The 18,609-nt window shown below is 28.5% G+C and carries 15 protein-coding genes and 1 pseudogene; 2 read left to right on the top strand and 14 right to left on the bottom strand.

What is annotated here, in order from left to right; translation table 11 throughout:
• The 11 genes and pseudogenes from Q0V08_RS03130 to rfaE2 form a co-directional block, all read right to left on the bottom strand.
• Window positions 1-193: pseudogene (locus tag Q0V08_RS03130) on the bottom strand (GntP family permease); the annotation flags it as partial.
• Between the two features lie 14 nt (window positions 194-207).
• Complete coding sequence (locus Q0V08_RS03125; protein ID WP_297432007.1) at window positions 208-1,362, bottom strand: glycerate kinase; 1,155 nt, start codon at window positions 1,360-1,362, stop codon at window positions 208-210.
• Window positions 1,363-1,465: 103 nt separating this feature from the next.
• A complete protein-coding gene (locus tag Q0V08_RS03120) occupies window positions 1,466-2,176 on the bottom strand; it encodes a queuosine precursor transporter (RefSeq protein ID WP_297432005.1) in 711 nt (236 codons plus the stop codon).
• Between the two features lie 18 nt (window positions 2,177-2,194).
• Window positions 2,195-2,899 carry a radical SAM protein gene (locus tag Q0V08_RS03115; RefSeq protein WP_297432003.1) on the bottom strand — a complete coding sequence of 235 codons (705 nt, stop codon included), beginning with the start codon at window positions 2,897-2,899 and terminating at the stop codon, window positions 2,195-2,197.
• A 255-nt stretch (window positions 2,900-3,154) separates the two neighbouring features.
• A complete protein-coding gene (thrS, locus tag Q0V08_RS03110; protein WP_297432001.1) occupies window positions 3,155-5,068 on the bottom strand; it encodes a threonine--tRNA ligase in 1,914 nt (637 codons plus the stop codon).
• Between the two features lie 28 nt (window positions 5,069-5,096).
• Window positions 5,097-8,720, bottom strand: a complete 3,624-nt coding sequence (locus Q0V08_RS03105; protein ID WP_297431999.1) for a hypothetical protein — start codon at window positions 8,718-8,720, stop codon at window positions 5,097-5,099.
• Window positions 8,721-8,808: 88 nt separating this feature from the next.
• Entirely contained in the window at window positions 8,809-9,123 is a 315-nt protein-coding gene (gene trxA / locus Q0V08_RS03100) for a thioredoxin (RefSeq protein ID WP_023051537.1), read from the bottom strand.
• A gap of 87 nt (window positions 9,124-9,210) precedes the next feature.
• The gene (locus Q0V08_RS03095) at window positions 9,211-11,799 is read right to left on the bottom strand and encodes an FAD-dependent oxidoreductase (RefSeq protein WP_297431996.1); all 2,589 of its coding nucleotides are present in this window, start codon (window positions 11,797-11,799) and stop codon (window positions 9,211-9,213) included.
• 16 nt (window positions 11,800-11,815) lie between these two features.
• Entirely contained in the window at window positions 11,816-12,487 is a 672-nt protein-coding gene (gene tsaB / locus Q0V08_RS03090) for a tRNA (adenosine(37)-N6)-threonylcarbamoyltransferase complex dimerization subunit type 1 TsaB (protein WP_297431994.1), read from the bottom strand.
• Window positions 12,468-12,944 (bottom strand): tRNA (adenosine(37)-N6)-threonylcarbamoyltransferase complex ATPase subunit type 1 TsaE, encoded by a 477-nt coding sequence (gene tsaE, locus Q0V08_RS03085; RefSeq protein WP_297431993.1) that lies wholly within the window; start codon window positions 12,942-12,944, stop codon window positions 12,468-12,470. Before tsaE ends, tsaB begins: the two co-directional genes overlap by 20 nt.
• A gap of 7 nt (window positions 12,945-12,951) precedes the next feature.
• On the bottom strand, window positions 12,952-13,413 hold the full coding sequence (gene rfaE2 / locus Q0V08_RS03080) for a D-glycero-beta-D-manno-heptose 1-phosphate adenylyltransferase (protein WP_297431991.1): 462 nt from the start codon (window positions 13,411-13,413) through the stop codon (window positions 12,952-12,954).
• A 119-nt stretch (window positions 13,414-13,532) separates the two neighbouring features.
• On the opposite strand from rfaE2, the gene ruvC reads away from it, so the two are divergent.
• Window positions 13,533-14,108: a crossover junction endodeoxyribonuclease RuvC gene (gene ruvC, locus Q0V08_RS03075; protein ID WP_297431989.1), complete on the top strand. Its 576-nt coding sequence runs from the start codon at window positions 13,533-13,535 to the stop codon at window positions 14,106-14,108.
• A gap of 23 nt (window positions 14,109-14,131) precedes the next feature.
• Here the strand turns inward: ruvC and Q0V08_RS03070 are convergent, their stop codons facing one another.
• The gene (locus tag Q0V08_RS03070) at window positions 14,132-15,322 is read right to left on the bottom strand and encodes a pyridoxal phosphate-dependent aminotransferase (protein ID WP_297431988.1); all 1,191 of its coding nucleotides are present in this window, start codon (window positions 15,320-15,322) and stop codon (window positions 14,132-14,134) included.
• Window positions 15,323-15,457: 135 nt separating this feature from the next.
• Between Q0V08_RS03070 and Q0V08_RS03065 the strand changes: the two genes are divergently transcribed.
• A complete protein-coding gene (locus Q0V08_RS03065; protein WP_297431986.1) occupies window positions 15,458-16,006 on the top strand; it encodes a DUF308 domain-containing protein in 549 nt (182 codons plus the stop codon).
• 13 nt (window positions 16,007-16,019) lie between these two features.
• On the opposite strand, the gene Q0V08_RS03060 is transcribed toward Q0V08_RS03065, so the two are convergent.
• Window positions 16,020-17,513, bottom strand: a complete 1,494-nt coding sequence (locus Q0V08_RS03060) for an oligosaccharide flippase family protein (RefSeq protein WP_297431984.1) — start codon at window positions 17,511-17,513, stop codon at window positions 16,020-16,022.
• An 8-nt stretch (window positions 17,514-17,521) separates the two neighbouring features.
• A complete protein-coding gene (locus Q0V08_RS03055; RefSeq protein WP_297431982.1) occupies window positions 17,522-18,607 on the bottom strand; it encodes a polysaccharide pyruvyl transferase family protein in 1,086 nt (361 codons plus the stop codon).
• Between the last annotated feature and the right edge of the window lie 2 nt (window positions 18,608-18,609).

The raw sequence follows: 18,609 nt of genomic DNA, 5'->3' as shown, positions 1-18,609 counted from the left end.
TTAAAATTCTAACTATTGCTGGTGTTACATCCTTTACTCCACTAACCATTAAGTTTACTGTCTCTGGAAGAGACACTCCTCCTGCTAATCCTCCTATTATAGCTCCTAAAATTAAACTATAAGCTGGATTAGCTTTTCTCATTATTAATATTATAGCTATTATTAATCCCAATACTGCTCCAAACGCTGTCATTTTTGCCTCCTATTTTATTTTGAGTATTTTTTCTCACAAACTTTTATTAATCTAAATATCTCCTCAGTATTTCCTTTTACAAATTTTTCAGCTGTCTCTTTTTTCATAGCTTCTTCTAAAGTTATTGGATAATTTATTATTGAGAAGAAACTATCTATTCCTTTTTCATGAGTTTGTACTGCATCATCTGTTAATCCTCCTGCCAATGCTATTACAGGAATATCAAATTTTTTAGCTATTTTTGCAACTCCCACTGGTGCTTTTCCCATAGCTGTTTGATGATCGAGTCTTCCTTCTCCTGTTATAACAAAATCAGCATGTCTTAATTCTTTTTCTAAACCTACTTTTTCTAATATCATATCTATTCCAGGTGATAATTTACCATTTAAGAAAGCTACTAAGCCTCCTCCTAATCCACCGGCTGCTCCAGCTCCTGAAAGATTAGAAACATCTACACTCATCTCTTTCTTTATCACTTCTGCTAGATCTTTTAACCCCTTGTCTAATTCTTTCACCATATTTTCAGTGGCACCTTTTTGTCTTGAATAGATTTCTGCTGCACCTTTTGGACCATAGAAAGGATTATCAACATCACAAGCCACTAAAAATTTACAATCTTTTAATTCAGGTAAGCTGTTTGTTGAATCTATATATCTTACTTTAGACAGTATCTCTCCTCCAAATCCTAACTCCTTTTTATTTTCATCTAAAAATTTGTAACCTAAAGCTTGTAACATACCAAGCCCTGCATCATTTGTAGCACTTCCACCTATTCCAACTATAAATTCACGACATCCTTTTAATATTGCATCTTTTATTAACTCTCCTGTTCCAAAAGTTGTTGTCTTCATAGGATTTCTTTTTTCCACTGGTATTAATGGTAATCCTGATGCTTCTGCCATCTCAATTACCGCAGTTTTTCCATCTCCCATTATTCCGTATCTAGCTTCAATTTTTTCCATAAGAGGATTATTTACTATTACTGTTACGAAATTCCCTTTTGTTCCTTCAACTAAAGAAGCTACTGTTCCCTCTCCTCCATCAGCAATCGGTACCTTTATTACTTCAGCTTCTGGGTATACTCTTTTTACTCCAACTTCTATTGCTTGTCCAAGTTCAAAAGAGCTTAAACTTCCTTTAAACGAATCTATAGCTACTACTACTTTCATAACTCCTCCTATAAACATTTTTAGTTATTTTACTTATTTTAGTATAGATATCCTTTTTTTTCAATACTATTTTAAAATAAAAAAGTGTTGAGAATACTCAACACTAGATAATTATCTTTTCTGTTACACTTTTATTTTCTTTTAAGTAACTAGCTAAATAAACAAATGGTGTATCCATTGTAGCTACTATAACTTTCATAACATAAGTTACTAAAAAGATCTCTACTAAAACTTCAACTGGATAAACTCCTACAAAAGCGATTGTTGTAAAAATAAGATTATCAATTAATTGACTTACTAAAGTACTAAAATTATTTCTTATCCATATATGTTTCTTAGCTGGAAATCTATTTTTCCAAAATTTATAAGCCCAAACATCATGTCTTTGTGAAACTCCATAAGCTACTAGTCCCGCAAAAAGTATTCTAGGCATAAAGTCAAATATCATTTTTAGACTTTTAAAGTTCTCTGCACCAGCTTGAACTGTACTTGGAACAAAAGACACCGCTAACTTCATTATTACTGCAGTTACAATCATACTTACAAATCCTAATTTAACAGCACTTTTTGCTTCTTCTTCACCATAATTTTCAGATAGAATATCTGTCACTAAAAATCCACCTGCATACATTATATTTCCCAAAGTTGTTTCAAATCCAAAAAGATTTACTAAAAGTACAACCTGAATATTCGCTAATATACTACTAATTGGAACCCAAATAAAAAGTCCTAACTTTCCAAATTTTTTATATATAAAAATTATGCTAAAAAAATTAACAAAAAGCATTATTACCCATAAAATTTCATTTCTCATAACTATCTCCTTCAAAAATTATTGTTCAAAAACTCCTAAATCTTTATTATCAATTAATAGTTCTACCCTTGGATCTTCTTGTAACTGATTATAATTTTCTACAAACCATTTTACAAGTTCTTCATCTCTTTCAACTTCAGTTCCATTATTTATAAATATATTTACAGTTATACTTTTAAAATACTTTAATCCAAGTTCAATATCTTTTTTTATCATCTCTTTTGTTTGACCTTTTACACATATTAAAAGGCACACTGAATATAATTTTTTACTTAACTCTTCTATTTCTGGTATATCTATTTTAAAATTTTTTCCATATGAATTTATTCTAAAATCATTGTCAAATGTTTCCATTCCCATTCTAAATCTTATATCTACACCTTTGAAAAATTCTCTAATTTCATCTAATCTATTTTTATATCCATAATAAATCTCAAAATATAATAATTTTATATTTTTATCATAAACAACTTCTCTAATTCTTTCTAATGTTTTTATAGGCAACTCAAATACTGAACCTGAATTTATTACCTCTAAAGCCCCAAACTCTCCTGTTACCTCTTGTAAAGTTTCTAAATTAACTCTATCTATTTCTAGTTCATCAGTTGAATTATCCTCTATATAATTACAAAATTTACACTTTCCATATTTACATGGAAAACTTTTTAATAAAACTATCTCTCTTTTATTTTTATTTTCTATTTTACTATACCTAATTCCCATTTTCTTCTCCTAATTTTATTTTTAAATAAAAAAAGAGCAGGAAACTCCTGCTCAAATTTAAAAAAAGGGTGTAATTCTCCCTTGTATTTTAATATTTTAAGCCTAGTTTTTTTAAGATGGAGGTTTCCGAACATCTACCATATAAATTATGGATTTATATTTATTTTACTCTTAATTTTATCATAGTTTTAAAATAAAATCAATTCTATAAAATAAAAAAGAGACTGTACTCATTAAAATACAGTCTCTAAAATATTAGTTATTAAATTTTGGTGTTGCTTCCTCTTTTATCATATCTATAAAGTTTTCTAATGACATAGATTCTTGATTTTGAGAACCAAATCTTCTTACATTTACTTCTCTATTCTCTACTTCATTTTTTCCAATTATTAATTGAACTGGAACTTTATATCTTCCATTAGCTTCTCTAATCTTATATCCAATAGATTCAGCTCTTGTATCTATTTCTACTCTTATTCCAGCTGCTTTTAACATATCTACAACTTCTTGTGCATAAGGAGCAACTTCATCATTTATAGTTAATACTTTAACTTGACAAGGTGCTAACCAAGTTGGGAATGCCCCTGCATAATGCTCTATTAAAATCCCCATAAATCTTTCTAAAGATCCATAAACAACTCTATGAATCATTACTGGTCTATGCTTTTCTCCATCTTCTCCAACATAAGAGATATCAAATCTCTCTGGTAAGTTAAAGTCTAGTTGAATAGTTCCACATTGCCAAGTTCTTCCAATAGCATCTTTAATTTTAAAGTCTAATTTTGGTCCGTAGAATGCTCCATCTCCTGGATTTAATTTGTAGTCTCTTCCAAGTCTCTTTAAAGCTCCTTCTAATGCAGATTCAGCTTTATCCCAAATTTCTTGAGATCCAATAGCTTTTTCAGGTCTTGTTGATAACTCAATAGCATACTCAAATCCAAATAATCCTCTATAGAATTTATCTATTAAGTTTACTACTCCTATAATTTCATCTTCTATTTGCTCAGGTGTCATAAAAATATGAGCATCATCTTGAGTAAAGTTTCTTACTCTCATTAATCCATGAAGAGCTCCTGAAAACTCATGTCTATGAACAATTCCTAACTCTCCTGCTCTTATTGGTAGATCCTTATATGAATGCATTCCATGTTTATATACTAAAACTCCACCTGGACAGTTCATTGGTTTTATAGCAAACTCTGTCTCATCAATTTCTGATGTATACATATTTTCTCTATAATTCATCCAGTGTCCTGAAGTTTCCCATAACTCTTTATTTAACATTATTGGAGTTTGAATCATTTCATATCCAGCTTTCTCGTGCTCTCTTCTCCATAAATCTGTTAAAACATTTCTCATCTTCATTCCATTTGGTAAAAAGAATGGGAATCCTGGTCCGAAATCACTTGTAAAGAATAGCTCTAGCTCTCTTCCTAACTTTCTATGATCTCTTTTCTCAGCTTCTTCTAAAAACTTTAAATGTGCTTTTAATTGAGGCTCAGTTGCAAATGCAAATCCATAGATTCTTTGTAACATTTTGTTATTAGAATCTCCTCTCCAATAAGCTCCTGCCACTGACTTTAATTTAAAAGCTTTTAAATATGATGTAGAAGGTACATGTGGTCCTCTACATAAATCGATGAAATCTCCTTGCTTATAAAACGTTAACATCTCATTAGCTGGAATACTTTCAATAATCTCTACTTTATAAGTTTCACCAAGATTTTTAAAATGTTCTATAGCTTCATCTCTAGTCATCTCAATTCTTTCAACTTTTATATTCTCTTTTGTAATTTTCTTCATTTCAGCTTCGATTTTTTCTAAATCTTCATCTGTAAATTGATTTTCAGGATCAAAGTCGTAGTAGAATCCATTTTCTATTGCTGGACCTATTGCCACTTTAGTTCCTGGGAAAAGTCTAATAACTGCTTGTGCTAATAAGTGCGCAGTTGAGTGCTTTATTATCTCTTCTCCTTCTTCAGTTTCAGGAGTTATTATTTCAACATGAGCATCTCTATCTAGTACATAGCTCATATCAACTTCCTTTCCATCTACTTTTGCTCCAACAGCTTTCTTAGCTAAAGAGTTACTAATTGACTTTGCAACTTCAAACATATTTACGCTGTTTTCAAACTCTTTTATATCTCCACTTGGTAATATTACTTTCATGTTTTTCTCCTTTTCTTCTATAAATATATTAATCCTCTAGATCATCTATTTTAATTCCATTAAATAGGTATGTATCTGGAGTTGTCTTTTTATTTTGGTCAGTTGTTGCACCTAATCCAAATATATTACTTGTTGGGAATGTTAATAGTTTAAATTGGATAGCCATACTCCACTCATAGTCTTTGGTTCTATATGAGTAATCTCTTTCATAAGCTACTGCCCATTCATAGTATCCAAACTCTTTTCCTATTTCAACACCAAATCCATCAAAGGTACTTCTTCCATTATCTCCTTGTCCTCCAAGTTGATCATAGAATTTAACATAAGCTTTTGTTCTCCAACCTTCACTTGGTTTTCCAACCTTAGCATTTAAACTAAACTCATGCTCTCTTTCTGAGTCTCTCCAATCTAATTTTTTCTCATCCGATACTCCATAATTTGTATAATTAGATTTTTGATTATATATATAACCTAATCCTATTCTATTGTATGAATAGAATAATCTTCCCTCTAACTCTTCTAATGATTTTAAATAATCACCAGTCATTTCATATCTCTTATCATTTCTTTGCATCATTAAAGAAGCATGAAAACCTCTTTTATAATCTCCAAAATATGTTCTATCATCAATTATTCTATTTAAATTAAATGTTCTAGCTCTAGAGTTTTCTCTATCTTCAAGAACTTGTCTAATTCTATCTATTTCTACTTGTGATAATTGATCTGGAGTTTTATTGTACTCTGAAGATGCGTATGAAACTAACTCTGCATCTGTAAATCTTTTATCTTTATAAGTATAAGCTAAATAAACTATATCTGAGTTATATCTGCTCAAAGTTGGATTCCACTCACCAGCATTTTTATAATCTTCATAACTAGCTCTATATAGATGCTCTACATCTCCTCCTACTAAGTACGAAACTGAATAAGTCTTATTTTTAGTATTAATTACTTTTGCTCCTAACTCATCTCTTTCATCTTTACCTTGAATATACTCTAAATTTAATTTATTTTTTCCAAAATCATAAGTATAACCATATACATCTTCTCTAATTTTTTCTTCAGCATCATTTACGTTTTCTATTTCCCAGATGCTAGAATCTATTCTACGATTTTTATAATAGAAATAGTTATTTGCATATCTGTAGTTAGCACCATAATTTTCAAAAGTTAAATCATTATGATTTTCATCTTTTTTATTGTAATCTGTAAATCTTTTATCTGAACCATATTCTAAACCAAAACTATTTTTGTCATCAATTAAAAAATCTAAATTTTGATTTAATATTTCACCTTTTTTATTATCATTACTAGCTCTTTTTATCTCTTTATAATCAACTTTATATACAGTTTCAGTATTTCCTAAATCAAATGTAATAGTATCTGTAACTTGTTGAATATTATCCTTTTGAGCCATTCTTACATCTTTAGTAATTTTTGAATCTGAGTTATAAGAGTACTCTTGGAACATATAAGTTAATCTATTAATTAAAGATAAATCTGTTTTTCTCTCTTTGTTTTCGCTATTATCGAATATCGTCACATCATGAGTAAATCCAGCTCTATATCTAGTTGAACTATCATCTGTTGAAATCTCTTTATCAGCTAGATTATCATAACCTTTATCGTACTGATCAAATCTTACGTTTCCATAAACTTCTAGGTTTCCAAGTCTTGATAGTGATAATTTTTCATCAGATAACCCTACCTCATAGAAATTAGAATTATTTATATAGATTCTATATGCATTTCTATCCCAGGGGTTATTTATATCACTATAGTGATATATTCCTTCTCTATCCCATATCTCCTCTTTTGTATTACCTCCAGCTATTGTTAGCTTTAATGAATCATACATAAAGTCTACATAAGCTCTATTTTCAGATGTTTTGTTATAAATTATATTTTCATATCTATTATATTGTAAGTCTCTATAGTTATTAGTTTTTGTAGTTCCATCAAATAAAGCAGTTTTTCTAAATGGATCATTTTCTAAGTTTAATTTATGCTCAAACTCGGTATAATCATAACCAACTTTATAAAATACATCTTTATATAAATGGTATTCACCTAAAGATGTCTTTAAATCCTTACTGTCATATATACTATACTGCTCTACAGTCCATGGAGTATAATCAAACTTTATTCCATAAAAACCTTGATTATCTAATTTACTAAAATTCGGATCTCTTTCCCAAGAGTTTAACTCTCTAAATTTGTTTCCTGTTTTATCGTCATAAGATATATTAATCTTATTTACTTTATCATTAAAATTAAATCCAAAGTTTTCAGCTCTTGATTGTAAATCTTGTTTTGTAGATCCTGGATCCATATCATAAAGATAATTATAATATGCTCCTACTGAGTATCTATCGTTTTCTTTCTTTATAGACACATCACTTGTTAAATCATAATCTGCTGATGATCCATAGTCCATATCATCTAATTGATCTGCTACTATTACTCCATATACTTTTTTATCAGAAACAAGATTCACATCAGCTTTGATACTAATATCTTTATCTTCTCCTAAATTTGTTAACTCTGTATTTAAAGTATAAAAACCTAAGCTTCCACCACGATCTGGTATGCCATCAATATATTTCCAAGTATTACCTGGTCTTCCTTGATTTCCTGAACCATAAAAATACTTATCTATTGCATCATCTAAAGTTGGTATCATGTTATATGTTGCATTTTTATAGTTTAAATTAAAGAATCCATATTCACCAGAATAGTTATGATTATAATTGAAGTCCCATCTATTGAAGTTTCTTTCTACATCATTTCCATCAGCTTTTTTATCTATTAACCAATCATTAATATTTAATTGTCCTTTTCCATAGGTTCCAAAATCATACCAATTTTCCATTCTACCTATTAAAAGTCCTATTCTATCTCCAAATTTTGGTGCTATACCACCTTTAAATTTACTATCTTTATCTCCCCATAAAACTCCTGATGTTATAAACCATCCGTAGTCATCATCATTTCCCCAACTTGGGAATAAAGGAACTTCTGAACCTTGTCTTATATTAAACCTATACCAAGGTAATGAAAATGGGATTACATCTGTATCTCCTATGAAAAGATTTGTATTTCTAAAGGTTACTTGTTTGTCTGGTTCAATTACTATTGTGTCAGATTGTAAATGATAACCAACTTCTTCTGGGTTTCTATTCTCAAGAATTTTAGGATCTGTTGTAAACCATGCATCTCTTAAATATGTTTTTCCATTTAAGTATTCTGTTTTATTTCCACCAAAATAGATTCTATCATTTGGTTTTTCTGCACCAGTTACCTGACCAACTTCAAGATATCCAAAACTTTTACCAAAACTTCCAGTTTTCCCCTCTGTATCAAACTCTCCATTTAGTGAGTCCATTCTCAATTTTCCTGTAGGCTCATCTGCTTCTAGATAGAACTCTCCTGGAATATAAGCTCTATTTTTTTCTCTGTCAACTTTAACTTCAAAAGCTTTTAACTTTAAAGATCCATATCTTACATTTACTCCGTCTGTCGAAGTCATTGTGTCTGAATTCAGGTCTATCTCAACTTCGTTTTGTAAATCATCAATCTTTTCTGTTTGTGCTTTTAAACTGGTTATCGCAACAACCATTAAAGCTAAAATTAAATAGATTTTACTTTTCATTGGCCCTCCCATTTTCCCATTTTATGTTAATTTCAATTATACCATAAAACAAAAAAGGTTGCCAGTAGCAACCTTTTTATTTATTATTTTAATAAGAATTCAATTTTTCTAAAAGCTCTGATTTTTGTCTTAACCCAACGATTTGATCAACTTTAACTCCATCTTTGAATATAATCATTGTTGGAATACTTCTAATTCCATAATCTCCTGCTAAGTCTCCACTTTCATCTACATTTACCTTACAGATTTTTGCTTCAGTTTCTCCTGAAAGCTCTTCTAATATTGGCGCTAACATTTTGCAAGGTCCACACCAATCAGCCCAGAAATCAACTAATACTAATCCTTTTGATTCAATAACTTCACCTTTAAAATTTGAATTATTTAAACTTAAAACCTTTCCCATTTTTTCCTCCTTAATATGGAAAATATTCCTTTAAATATATTTGTACTTTAACATAGACAACTATTTTTGTCAATTTTAATTTACTACCTATTTATAGAACTTTTTTAATAGATTTCCTTTTTTTTCTTTATCTTTTAATCCTTTAATTATGACTATACCTTTTTCTATATCTCCAATTAATATTCCAGATGATAATTCATTATTTTTAAAGTTTAATTTTTTATAAATTAAATCATCATAATCTCTTTCACAAATAGAATCTTGAGTTTCTAAAACACCACCTGCTGAGAATATTTTTGTTCCCATTCCTTCAAAAGTAACTGGTTGTATTTTATCCTCATATTTTTCAGCAATTCCAACTGCATTAAGACCTGCTACTTTACCTTGATCTGAAGATATTTGCCACAATCCAATTACATTTCCCTTGTATTCAGCCACATCTCCACAAGCATAAATATCTTTTATAGAAGTTTCCATTTTTTCATTGACAATTATTCCTCTATTAATAGCAATACCTGCTTTTTCAGCTAACTCTTTATTCGGAATTATTCCTGAACTAATTATAACAATATCTGCTTCAATTACTTCTCCACTATCTAAATGAATTCCCTCTACTTTTTGAGTTCCATCAAATTTTTCTGCTTTAGAGTTTTTATAAAGCTTTATATCACTTTTATTTATACATGTTTCAAATATTTTTGAACCTTCTTCGTCAAGTTGTCTTGGAAGCATCCTTTGCATCATCTCAATAACAGAAACTTCTAATCCTAATTTCTGAAGCCCACATGCTGATTCTAGTCCTAAAACTCCTCCACCTATTACAACAGCTTTTTTCTTTCCAATACAATAGTTTTTTATCGCATCTACATCCTCTTTATTTCTAACAGTAAATATTCCTTCTAAATGAGAGTTACCAATGCTTGGGACCATAGCTCTTGCTCCTGTAGCTATAATAAGTTTATCATACGATATTTCTTGTCCATCTTCTGTTTTAATAATTTTATTTTTAGAATCTATATCCTCCACTGTTTTTTCTAAAGAAATTTCAATTTTCTTATCTTTATACCACTCTTCTGGTTTTACTAAGAATTTTTCTCTTGAAATATTTTCTCCAATCATTTCTGATAATAGTGTTCTATAATATGGATACTCTTTTTCTTTAGATAAAATAACTATCTTAGCTTTGTCATTTCTTTCTCTAATTACTTGAGCAGTTGATAAAGCTGCAATTCCTCCACCTATTATAACTATTGTTTCTTCGACATCACTTTTTTCAATTTTTTTATCTAATGATGATGGGACAAAGAATTCTCTTCCAACTCCACATGCCGGACAAACTTCTGGAGGATCAATTTGAATATAAGATTCTCCACAAACGCTACATGTCCATCTCATTAATTTTCTATCTGGATTTAAATTTTCCATAACTGTATCCACCACCTTCTCTGGAAGTGTTTTCAAAGACATATGCATTGCAAACTCTTTTCCAAATTCAAATGCCATATCTAAATCTTTTCTAGATGCTCTAAAATTAACTTTCATTCCATCTATAACATGCATTCTAAGTTCTTTTAATCTAGAAATTATATTTGGAACAGCCTCTCCACTCCATCCATAACTTCCAAACGCTGATACATATTTTCCACCATGAACAATTGGATTTAGCGATGTTAAAAGATTCCAAATAACCGGTAATGTATCTCCATTTATAGTGCAACTTCCAAATAGTATTCCATCTGCCCATTGAAATTCTCTTAAAATTTCACCTTCTAATTTTCCAAAGTTATCTATGTTTAAATCATAACTTTTTACCTCTATAGTAGAATTGTAATCCTTTATTCCTTTTTCAATCTCTTGAGCTAACTCTCTTGTATAGCCATAAGCTGTTGCATATGGAATTATAATACTTTTGAATTCATTTGGATTTTTTACTGTTGACCAATTTTTATATGTTTGTATCATTTTATCAATATCAATGTCTAAAACAGGACCATGCCCTGGAAGTATAGCATCAATTTTTAAATCCTTAATTTTTTCAATTCCCTCTAACATATATTTTCTAAAAGGTGAAAATATACACATGTAATAATATCTTAAAGCGACCATATAATCTTTATGTCTTTCAGCTGGAACCTTTGATAATAATATACCATCAAAACTAAAATGAGAACCAAAGGAATCACATGTCACTAGATATTTATCCTCTTCTATATAAGTATACATTGAATCTGGCCAATGTAAAAACGGTGCTGATATAAATTTCAATGTTTTATTTCCTAAAGATATAGTATCATCTTGTCCTACAATTATATGGGGAAAATCTTTATTTAATATACCTCTTAAAAACTCAATTGTATTTTTTGATCCAATAACTTTAGCATTTGGTGCTAAGTCTAATAATTTTCCAACAGATCCCGAATGGTCTGGTTCTGTGTGGTTTAATACAATATAGTCAATTTTACTGATGTCATCTAAACATGTTTTTAATCTTTCTAAAAACTCTTGAAACTTATTTTCTTTTACAGTTTCAAAAACTGCTATTTTTTTATCTCCCTTAACTAAATAAGAGTTATACGTTGTCCCAAATTGAGTCTCCATAATTACATCAAACACTTTCAGATCTGGATTTAGTGCTCCAATCCAATAGATTCCATCTTTTAATTTAAAAGAGTTCATAAGCCCACCTCGATATTTATTTACCTTCTTTTTCTCTTTCAGCTTGAGATTTTGTTACATAGTATGGCTCAAGAGTAAATAAATTATCCTCTTTATTTTCAGCTAATTCAGCTAATAAAGAAGCTCTAGATATATTTAAAGATTTTTTAATAAATATACATTTATCTCCTAATCTTTCTCTTATTATACCTTCATACGCAGATGCTCCATCTCCAACAAATACAGTTTGTTCATCCACAATATTTAATATATTCTCTAGTTCTTCAGCCATATATTCTCCATCTAACATAAAGGCATCATTCTTTTTCTTATATACTCCAGAGAATACTCTTTCCTTTCTTGCATCTAACATTGCTATAACTTTTTTATCACCATTATACGTATTTGCAAGTAAATCTAATTCATTTATTCCAGCGATTGGCTTTTTCAAAGCATATGCTAATCCTTTAGCTAATCCTACTCCTATTCTTATTCCTGTAAATGAACCTGGTCCTGTACTAACAGCAATTTTATCAATCTCTTTTTTATCTATTCCAGTTAAATTAAATAGTGTATCTATTGTTGTCATTGTTATTGCTGAGTGATTTTGTTTTACATTTAAAGTTATTTCTCCAACAACACCTTTTTTACTATCATAGATAGCTACCGTTCCTATATTTGTAGATGTATCAATTGCTAAAATCAACATATTTTAACATCTCCTCCTCTTTTTCTTTATCTCCTATATACTCTAAACTAATACTTCTAACCTCTTGATATTCTTTATCTAAAGCATATTCAAACTCTATCTTTATATATTTTTTAGGTAGTTCACTCTCAATTATATTTGCCCACTCTATAAGAGCTACTCCTTCATTATTTATATAATCTTCATAACCAATTTCATAAATTTCTTCTGGACTTCCTAATCTATACACATCAAAATGGTAAAGAGGTAATCTTCCATCTAAATACTCTAAAACATAGTTAAATGTTGGACTTTTTAAATTATCTTCTATTCCAAAAGCTTTTGCAAAAGTTTTTGTAAACGTTGTTTTCCCTGTTCCTAAATCACCTATTAAAGCTACTACTGTATTTGGAGAAACATAATCTGCTAGTTTTTTAGCTAATCTATTGATTTCATCAAATGTTAATATTTTTTTCATAATTCACCTATCCTTGTATCTTATTAACTATATTTGTTGTAGACTTTCCTTCTACAAACCCTAAAATTCTAACTTCTCCACCATTTTTCTCTACAATCTTTGTTTCTGGAAGATCATCCTTTGTATAGTCTCCTCCTTTTACATGAATTGAAGGTTTTAGTTCATCTAATAACTCACAAGGAGTATCCTCTTCAAATATAACTGTATAATCTACAGCTTTTAAACCACAAAGCATTTCAGATCTATCTACCTCATTATTAATTGGTCTACTTTCACCTTTTAATCTTTTTACAGATGCATCTGAATTTACTCCAACAACAAGTATATCTCCCTGTCTTTTAGCCTCATTTAAATATGTTAAATGTCCCACATGTAAAATGTCAAAACATCCATTTGTAAAAACTACTTTTTTATTTTGTATCTTTAACTCTTCTATTATTTGTGCTGCCATAGCTCTTTTTAAAATCATATATACTCTCCTATTATGCTATCTTTTTATGTTTTCTATTATACCATAATTTTTAAACTTATATACACCTCCTAGTTTTTTTTCTTATCTCATGTTAAACTATTTTAGAGGTGATTTTTTTGAGAATTTTAGGTATTGATCCTGGTACTGCAATCGTTGGGTATTCAATTGTAGATTATAAAGAAAATAAAATTAATTTAATAAAATATGGATGTGTTTTCACTGATAAAAATCTTCCTATGGAAGATAGACTATTACAAATTTTTAACGAACTTGAGGAGATTATAGATTTTTATACTCCACAATTCATGGCTGTTGAAGAGCTTTTCTTTTTTAAAAATAATAAAACGGTTATTAGTGTCGGACAAGCTAGAGGTGTTATAATCCTAGCTGGGAAAAAAAATAATTTACAAATAGAAAGTTATACCCCACTTCAAGTTAAGATGGGTATCACTGGTTATGGTAAAGCTGATAAAAAACAGGTACAGCTTATGGTTCAAAAAATCTTAAAGCTAGAAGATATTCCTAAACCAGATGACGCCGCTGATGCCATTGCTGTAGCTATTACACATATTAACTCTCTTACAAACTCTTTATATACACCTAAGGTGGCTGCTCCTATAAAAATAGAAAAAGAGATTAAAAGTAATCGAATGACTGCTAAAGAATTTAGAGAGCTTCTTTCAAAAAAATAAAACGCTAGAATTCTAGCGTTTTTTTATTTATTATTATATTTTTTCAATCCTAAATCTATTATTTTTATCGCTTTTTCTAATCTATCCAACTCTAAAGCATATGATATTCTAATTTTATTTAATCCTAACTCTTCATTTTGATAGAAACCTTTTGCTGGTGCTAACATAACTGTTGAATTCTCATATGAAAACTCTCCTAATAACCACTTAGAAAAATCTGTTGCATCCTTTACAGGAAGTTCAACAATACAATAAAATGCTCCTTCTGGCTTATTTAGTACCACTCCATCTATTTTATTTAATCCTTCATACAGAAAATCTCTTCTTTCCATATATTTTTTATTAACAGCTTCGTAATAATCTTTACCCATACATCTATATAATGCTTCTGCTCCAACCATATCAAGAGTTGATATTGATAATCTCGATTGACATAATTTTAAAATATAAGACATAAATTCTTTATTTTTATTTAATATCGTTCCAACTCTTGCACCACATGTTGAGAATCTTTTTGAAATAGAATCTATAAGGATTATTCTCTCTAAATTATCTACAAAAGTTCCACAACTAACTGTATCTTTCCCATCATAAATAAACTCTCTATAAACTTCATCACTTATTAAAAATAGATTTCTATCTTTTGAAATTTCGTTTAACATTAAAAGCTCATCTTTCGAGTAAACTGATCCTGTCGGGTTTCCTGGATTTGAAAACATTATAGCTTTTGTTTTTTCTGTAATTAAATTTTCAATTACATTTTTTTCTGGAAGTTTGAAATTCTCCTCAAATTTTGTTGGAATTCCAACAACTTTAATTCCTAACATAGCAAAAAAACTATTATAATTTGCATAATATGGTTCTGGAATTAAAACTTCTTCACCTGTATTAAAAAGTGTCATTAGTGTAAATAGTAGTGCCTCACTTCCACCTGCAGTTACTAGTATTTCATCATTTTCATAATTTATCCCTAAATTATTATAATATTTTTTTATCGAGTCTATTAACTCTTTTCTCCCTGATGAGTCTGAATAAGCTATTGTTCTCTCTCCAAAATTCTCTATTGCTTCAAAGAACTCCTTTGGAGTTTCTAAATCTGGTTGACCTATATTTAAATGTATTATATCTACACCAGCATCCTTAGCTTTTTTTGAATATGGTATTAACTCTCTCACTGGAGATGTTTTTAAATTTTGTATATTTTTTGAAAACATCTGTCCCTCCTAAAAAAACTTTTTTAATATTATATCAATCTATCGCATTTATGTGAAGTTTTTTTTAATTGAAGTGTTTTCTAAACTCTGATATAATTCATTTACTAACTATTCTTTATAAGGAGAGATTTTATAATGGCAATAAAATTTAAATCATTTTTCTTAACATTAGGAATTTTTTATATTTTAATAGGTGCTCTTGGAATTAGTAATATGGGATTTTTTAATCAAAATATAGAGTATATTTTAAGTACTGTTTTATTTTTAAATGGTATATATCATATTTTCTATTCAATGACAAATCGAAAAAGTCCATACTTCCATTGGGGACTTGTTCTAGGTGAAGGAATAATTGAGCTTATATCTGTAGCTATCATTCTTTTAAACACTTTTACTAGTCAATTATTTTTTACAAGTTATATTGGTGGGCTTCTATGTCTAAAGGGCTTAATCTTAATTTTAGGTAGAGATAATAAACTTACATCTTGGGAGAATACAAAAGCTAAAGTAAAAATCTTAGTTATTGTAAAAGGTCTTTTACATTTTTTATTTGGTTCTTTAATTATAGTATTACCTCTATTAACTGACAAAGCTGTGTATGTTGTTTTTGGATGGTATATCTTATTTTTAGGAATTCATTTCTTAACAGAGGAATATATTACTAATAAAAAAAGTGATGTTTAATTACATCACTTTTTTATTTTTTCCATATATAAACTTGAGATTTTTCATAACTATTTAATCCCATAAACCAAAGTAGTATTCCATAAGCTACTGTATAAAGTCCTATTTTTATTAAAAAATTTAAATAGTTAATCTCTATTAAATAATAGTTTAGAATATATCCAAATACCATAACAATTCCTATTGGTATTGACATTTTTATAATATTTTTCCAAAATTTAATTATATCTAGTTTTACTGAAACTTTGTAATATATATTCATAACTATTATCTGTCCTAAAATAAAAGAAATTCCCGTAGCTATTGCACATCCTATTGCTCCAACTTTTTTTACAAAAATAATACTTAGAACTAAATTTAAAATAGCTATTATAAAATAAACTATTGATCTAAATTGATGCATATTTTTAGCCTGCATTATACTTACACCAGTGCTTTGAATTAAGGGAACTGTTAACGGTATCATTATCCATAATGCTATTTTATATGCCTCAATATATTCTTTTCCAACCCACAAAGTTATAAAATCTTTTCCAAATAATATAAATCCTGAAGAAATTAGTCCTAAAAGAATATATTGTAATCTTCCAATTTTTAAAAACATATCATCTACTTCTTGATGCTTCTCCTCTACTATTAATCTATTTATTCTTGGAAATAAAACACCTGAAACAGCTGATGCAAATCCCATATAAAGAGTATTAAATATTGCTCCAACAGAGTATATAGCAATTCCTTGAACTCCAACATACTTTCCAATTATAACTCTATCTGTTCCCCAATAAATTTGATCAATTAATACATTTAAAAAAATAAAAAACGAGTAAACAAATATCTCTTTTAAAATATCATTATTAAATTTAGAAAATTTTATTTTCATTCCTAATCTGAAAGCATAAATCATATCAAACAAATAAGACACTATTGCAAAACATACAGTTGAAACAGTTACTGCTATTAGACCAAATCCATTCATCATCAGGATTGCTCCTACAATAGGATTTAATATAATTGTTATCAATTTTATTCCTCTTTGATATATAAATTTTTCTTTAGATGTTATATTAGTAGAAAAAATTCCCATTGGAAAAGATATAATCACATTTAAAGCTAATATTACAAATACTGCTTTTGTTTTTTGAAGTTCTATTTGCGTGAATCTTTCTCCAAAAAATCTTCCTATATTAATATAAATATAAACTCCTATAATAAAAGCTATTGTCATTAAAATAGAAAAAATTACTAAAAACATTCCATTTAATGACTTTTCTTCTTCTACTTTTCCTTCAGCTCTATATCTTGTTGTGTATCTTAGCATTGTATTTCCTAATCCTAAGTTCAAAATAGCTATATATCCCATTATTGATTGAACTAATGAGTTTATCCCATAATCTCCTGGTCCTAAATATCTCATATATAAAGGTGTATACACAATCTGAATAACTGAACTTATAATTATCGTCATCATTGAAAGAGCCGTTCCTATTTTTAGTTCATTTCTAGCCATATCAACCTCTATTCACTTAAAAAATCATCTAATTTTAAAAAATGTCTCTCTCCATCTTGAGCTGCTCTTATAAGTATATTTGGAGACAACACTTCATTTTCTTTAAATTTTTCAAAATTTAAACCTTGTAAATTTTCTAAAGAAGCATAATTTTGCTTAAACTCTAAATCTTCTAAAACATTTGTCATTTTTTTGCTATATGCTATTGGAAATACAGGTTTTTTAAGAACAAATCCTAATATCATTGCATGAAATCTTGTGGCTACAATACTATCAGCTTTATTTAATATTTCTAATGCTTCATTCATATCTCCTCTATAAAAATATTTAGAAATATACTTATGTTGTTCATTTGGGATCATATTTAGTAATTTTTTTATAGCTTCTTCATCTTTTTCACCTTGACAAAATGACATAAATTTAACTTTTTTTCCACTTTTTATAATATCTAAAGTTAATGTTTTCAATCTATTAAAATACTCTGACTCTATTCCCGAAAATCCTGGTCTTGCTGATGGTAAAATTATAGAAAATAAAACGTAATCTTCTTTTGCTACAGTATCTTGCTTTAAACTAAAAACTATATCTTTTCCAAATCTTACATTTTCTAAATCTTTAAAAAGTTCATATGAATATCTTTCCCTAAAACATACATCCTTACATTTTTTAAAAAAATCATGATACATACTTTTAAATGCTTCACTTTTATAAGGACCAAAATTTGCTCCCAAAATAAAATAATTTTTTCCAAACTCCAAATTTCTTTCTCTTATTTTAAAGTCCTCTTTTGAAAAATCATTTTCTATAAAAATTGATCCCCCTATATTGACAACACCATCTAACTCTTTTGCCTTTAAATCTTCTAATATATTAGATACTCCAAATTTTCTTCCTAAACGAAACAATATCTTTTTTGCAAAAGTATTATTGTATAAAATCTTTAAATTGTTTGTTTCAATCCCTTTTAAATTTTCATATTCAGGAGTAGCAAAAAGATAAAACTCTGTATCTTTATATCTTTCACAAAGCATTTTTATAAAAAGATCATCTCCTAAATTTAATTGTGCATATGCCTTTATTAATATTTTTTTCACTG

This window comes from uncultured Cetobacterium sp. (assembly GCF_947038635.1).
Classification (GTDB): Bacteria; Fusobacteriota; Fusobacteriia; order Fusobacteriales; family Fusobacteriaceae; genus Cetobacterium_A.
This window is presented reverse-complemented; position numbering and strand designations above follow the sequence as displayed.

What these genes read in the sequence shown, in the direction of transcription:
- Q0V08_RS03125 (WP_297432007.1), bottom strand. Translation starts at nt 1,362, where the DNA reads ATGAAAGTAGTAGTAGCTATAGATTCGTTTAAAGGAAGTTTAAGCTCT.
- Q0V08_RS03120 (WP_297432005.1), bottom strand. Translation starts at nt 2,176, where the DNA reads ATGAGAAATGAAATTTTATGGGTAATAATGCTTTTTGTTAATTTTTTT.
- Q0V08_RS03115 (WP_297432003.1), bottom strand. Translation starts at nt 2,899, where the DNA reads ATGGGAATTAGGTATAGTAAAATAGAAAATAAAAATAAAAGAGAGATA.
- thrS (WP_297432001.1), bottom strand. Translation starts at nt 5,068, where the DNA reads ATGAAAGTAATATTACCAAGTGGAGATATAAAAGAGTTTGAAAACAGC.
- Q0V08_RS03105 (WP_297431999.1), bottom strand. Translation starts at nt 8,720, where the DNA reads ATGAAAAGTAAAATCTATTTAATTTTAGCTTTAATGGTTGTTGCGATA.
- trxA (WP_023051537.1), bottom strand. Translation starts at nt 9,123, where the DNA reads ATGGGAAAGGTTTTAAGTTTAAATAATTCAAATTTTAAAGGTGAAGTT.
- Q0V08_RS03095 (WP_297431996.1), bottom strand. Translation starts at nt 11,799, where the DNA reads ATGAACTCTTTTAAATTAAAAGATGGAATCTATTGGATTGGAGCACTA.
- tsaB (WP_297431994.1), bottom strand. Translation starts at nt 12,487, where the DNA reads ATGTTGATTTTAGCAATTGATACATCTACAAATATAGGAACGGTAGCT.
- tsaE (WP_297431993.1), bottom strand. Translation starts at nt 12,944, where the DNA reads ATGAAAAAAATATTAACATTTGATGAAATCAATAGATTAGCTAAAAAA.
- rfaE2 (WP_297431991.1), bottom strand. Translation starts at nt 13,413, where the DNA reads ATGATTTTAAAAAGAGCTATGGCAGCACAAATAATAGAAGAGTTAAAG.
- Q0V08_RS03070 (WP_297431988.1), bottom strand. Translation starts at nt 15,322, where the DNA reads ATGTTTTCAAAAAATATACAAAATTTAAAAACATCTCCAGTGAGAGAG.
- Q0V08_RS03065 (WP_297431986.1), top strand. Translation starts at nt 15,458, where the DNA reads ATGGCAATAAAATTTAAATCATTTTTCTTAACATTAGGAATTTTTTAT.
- Q0V08_RS03060 (WP_297431984.1), bottom strand. Translation starts at nt 17,513, where the DNA reads ATGGCTAGAAATGAACTAAAAATAGGAACGGCTCTTTCAATGATGACG.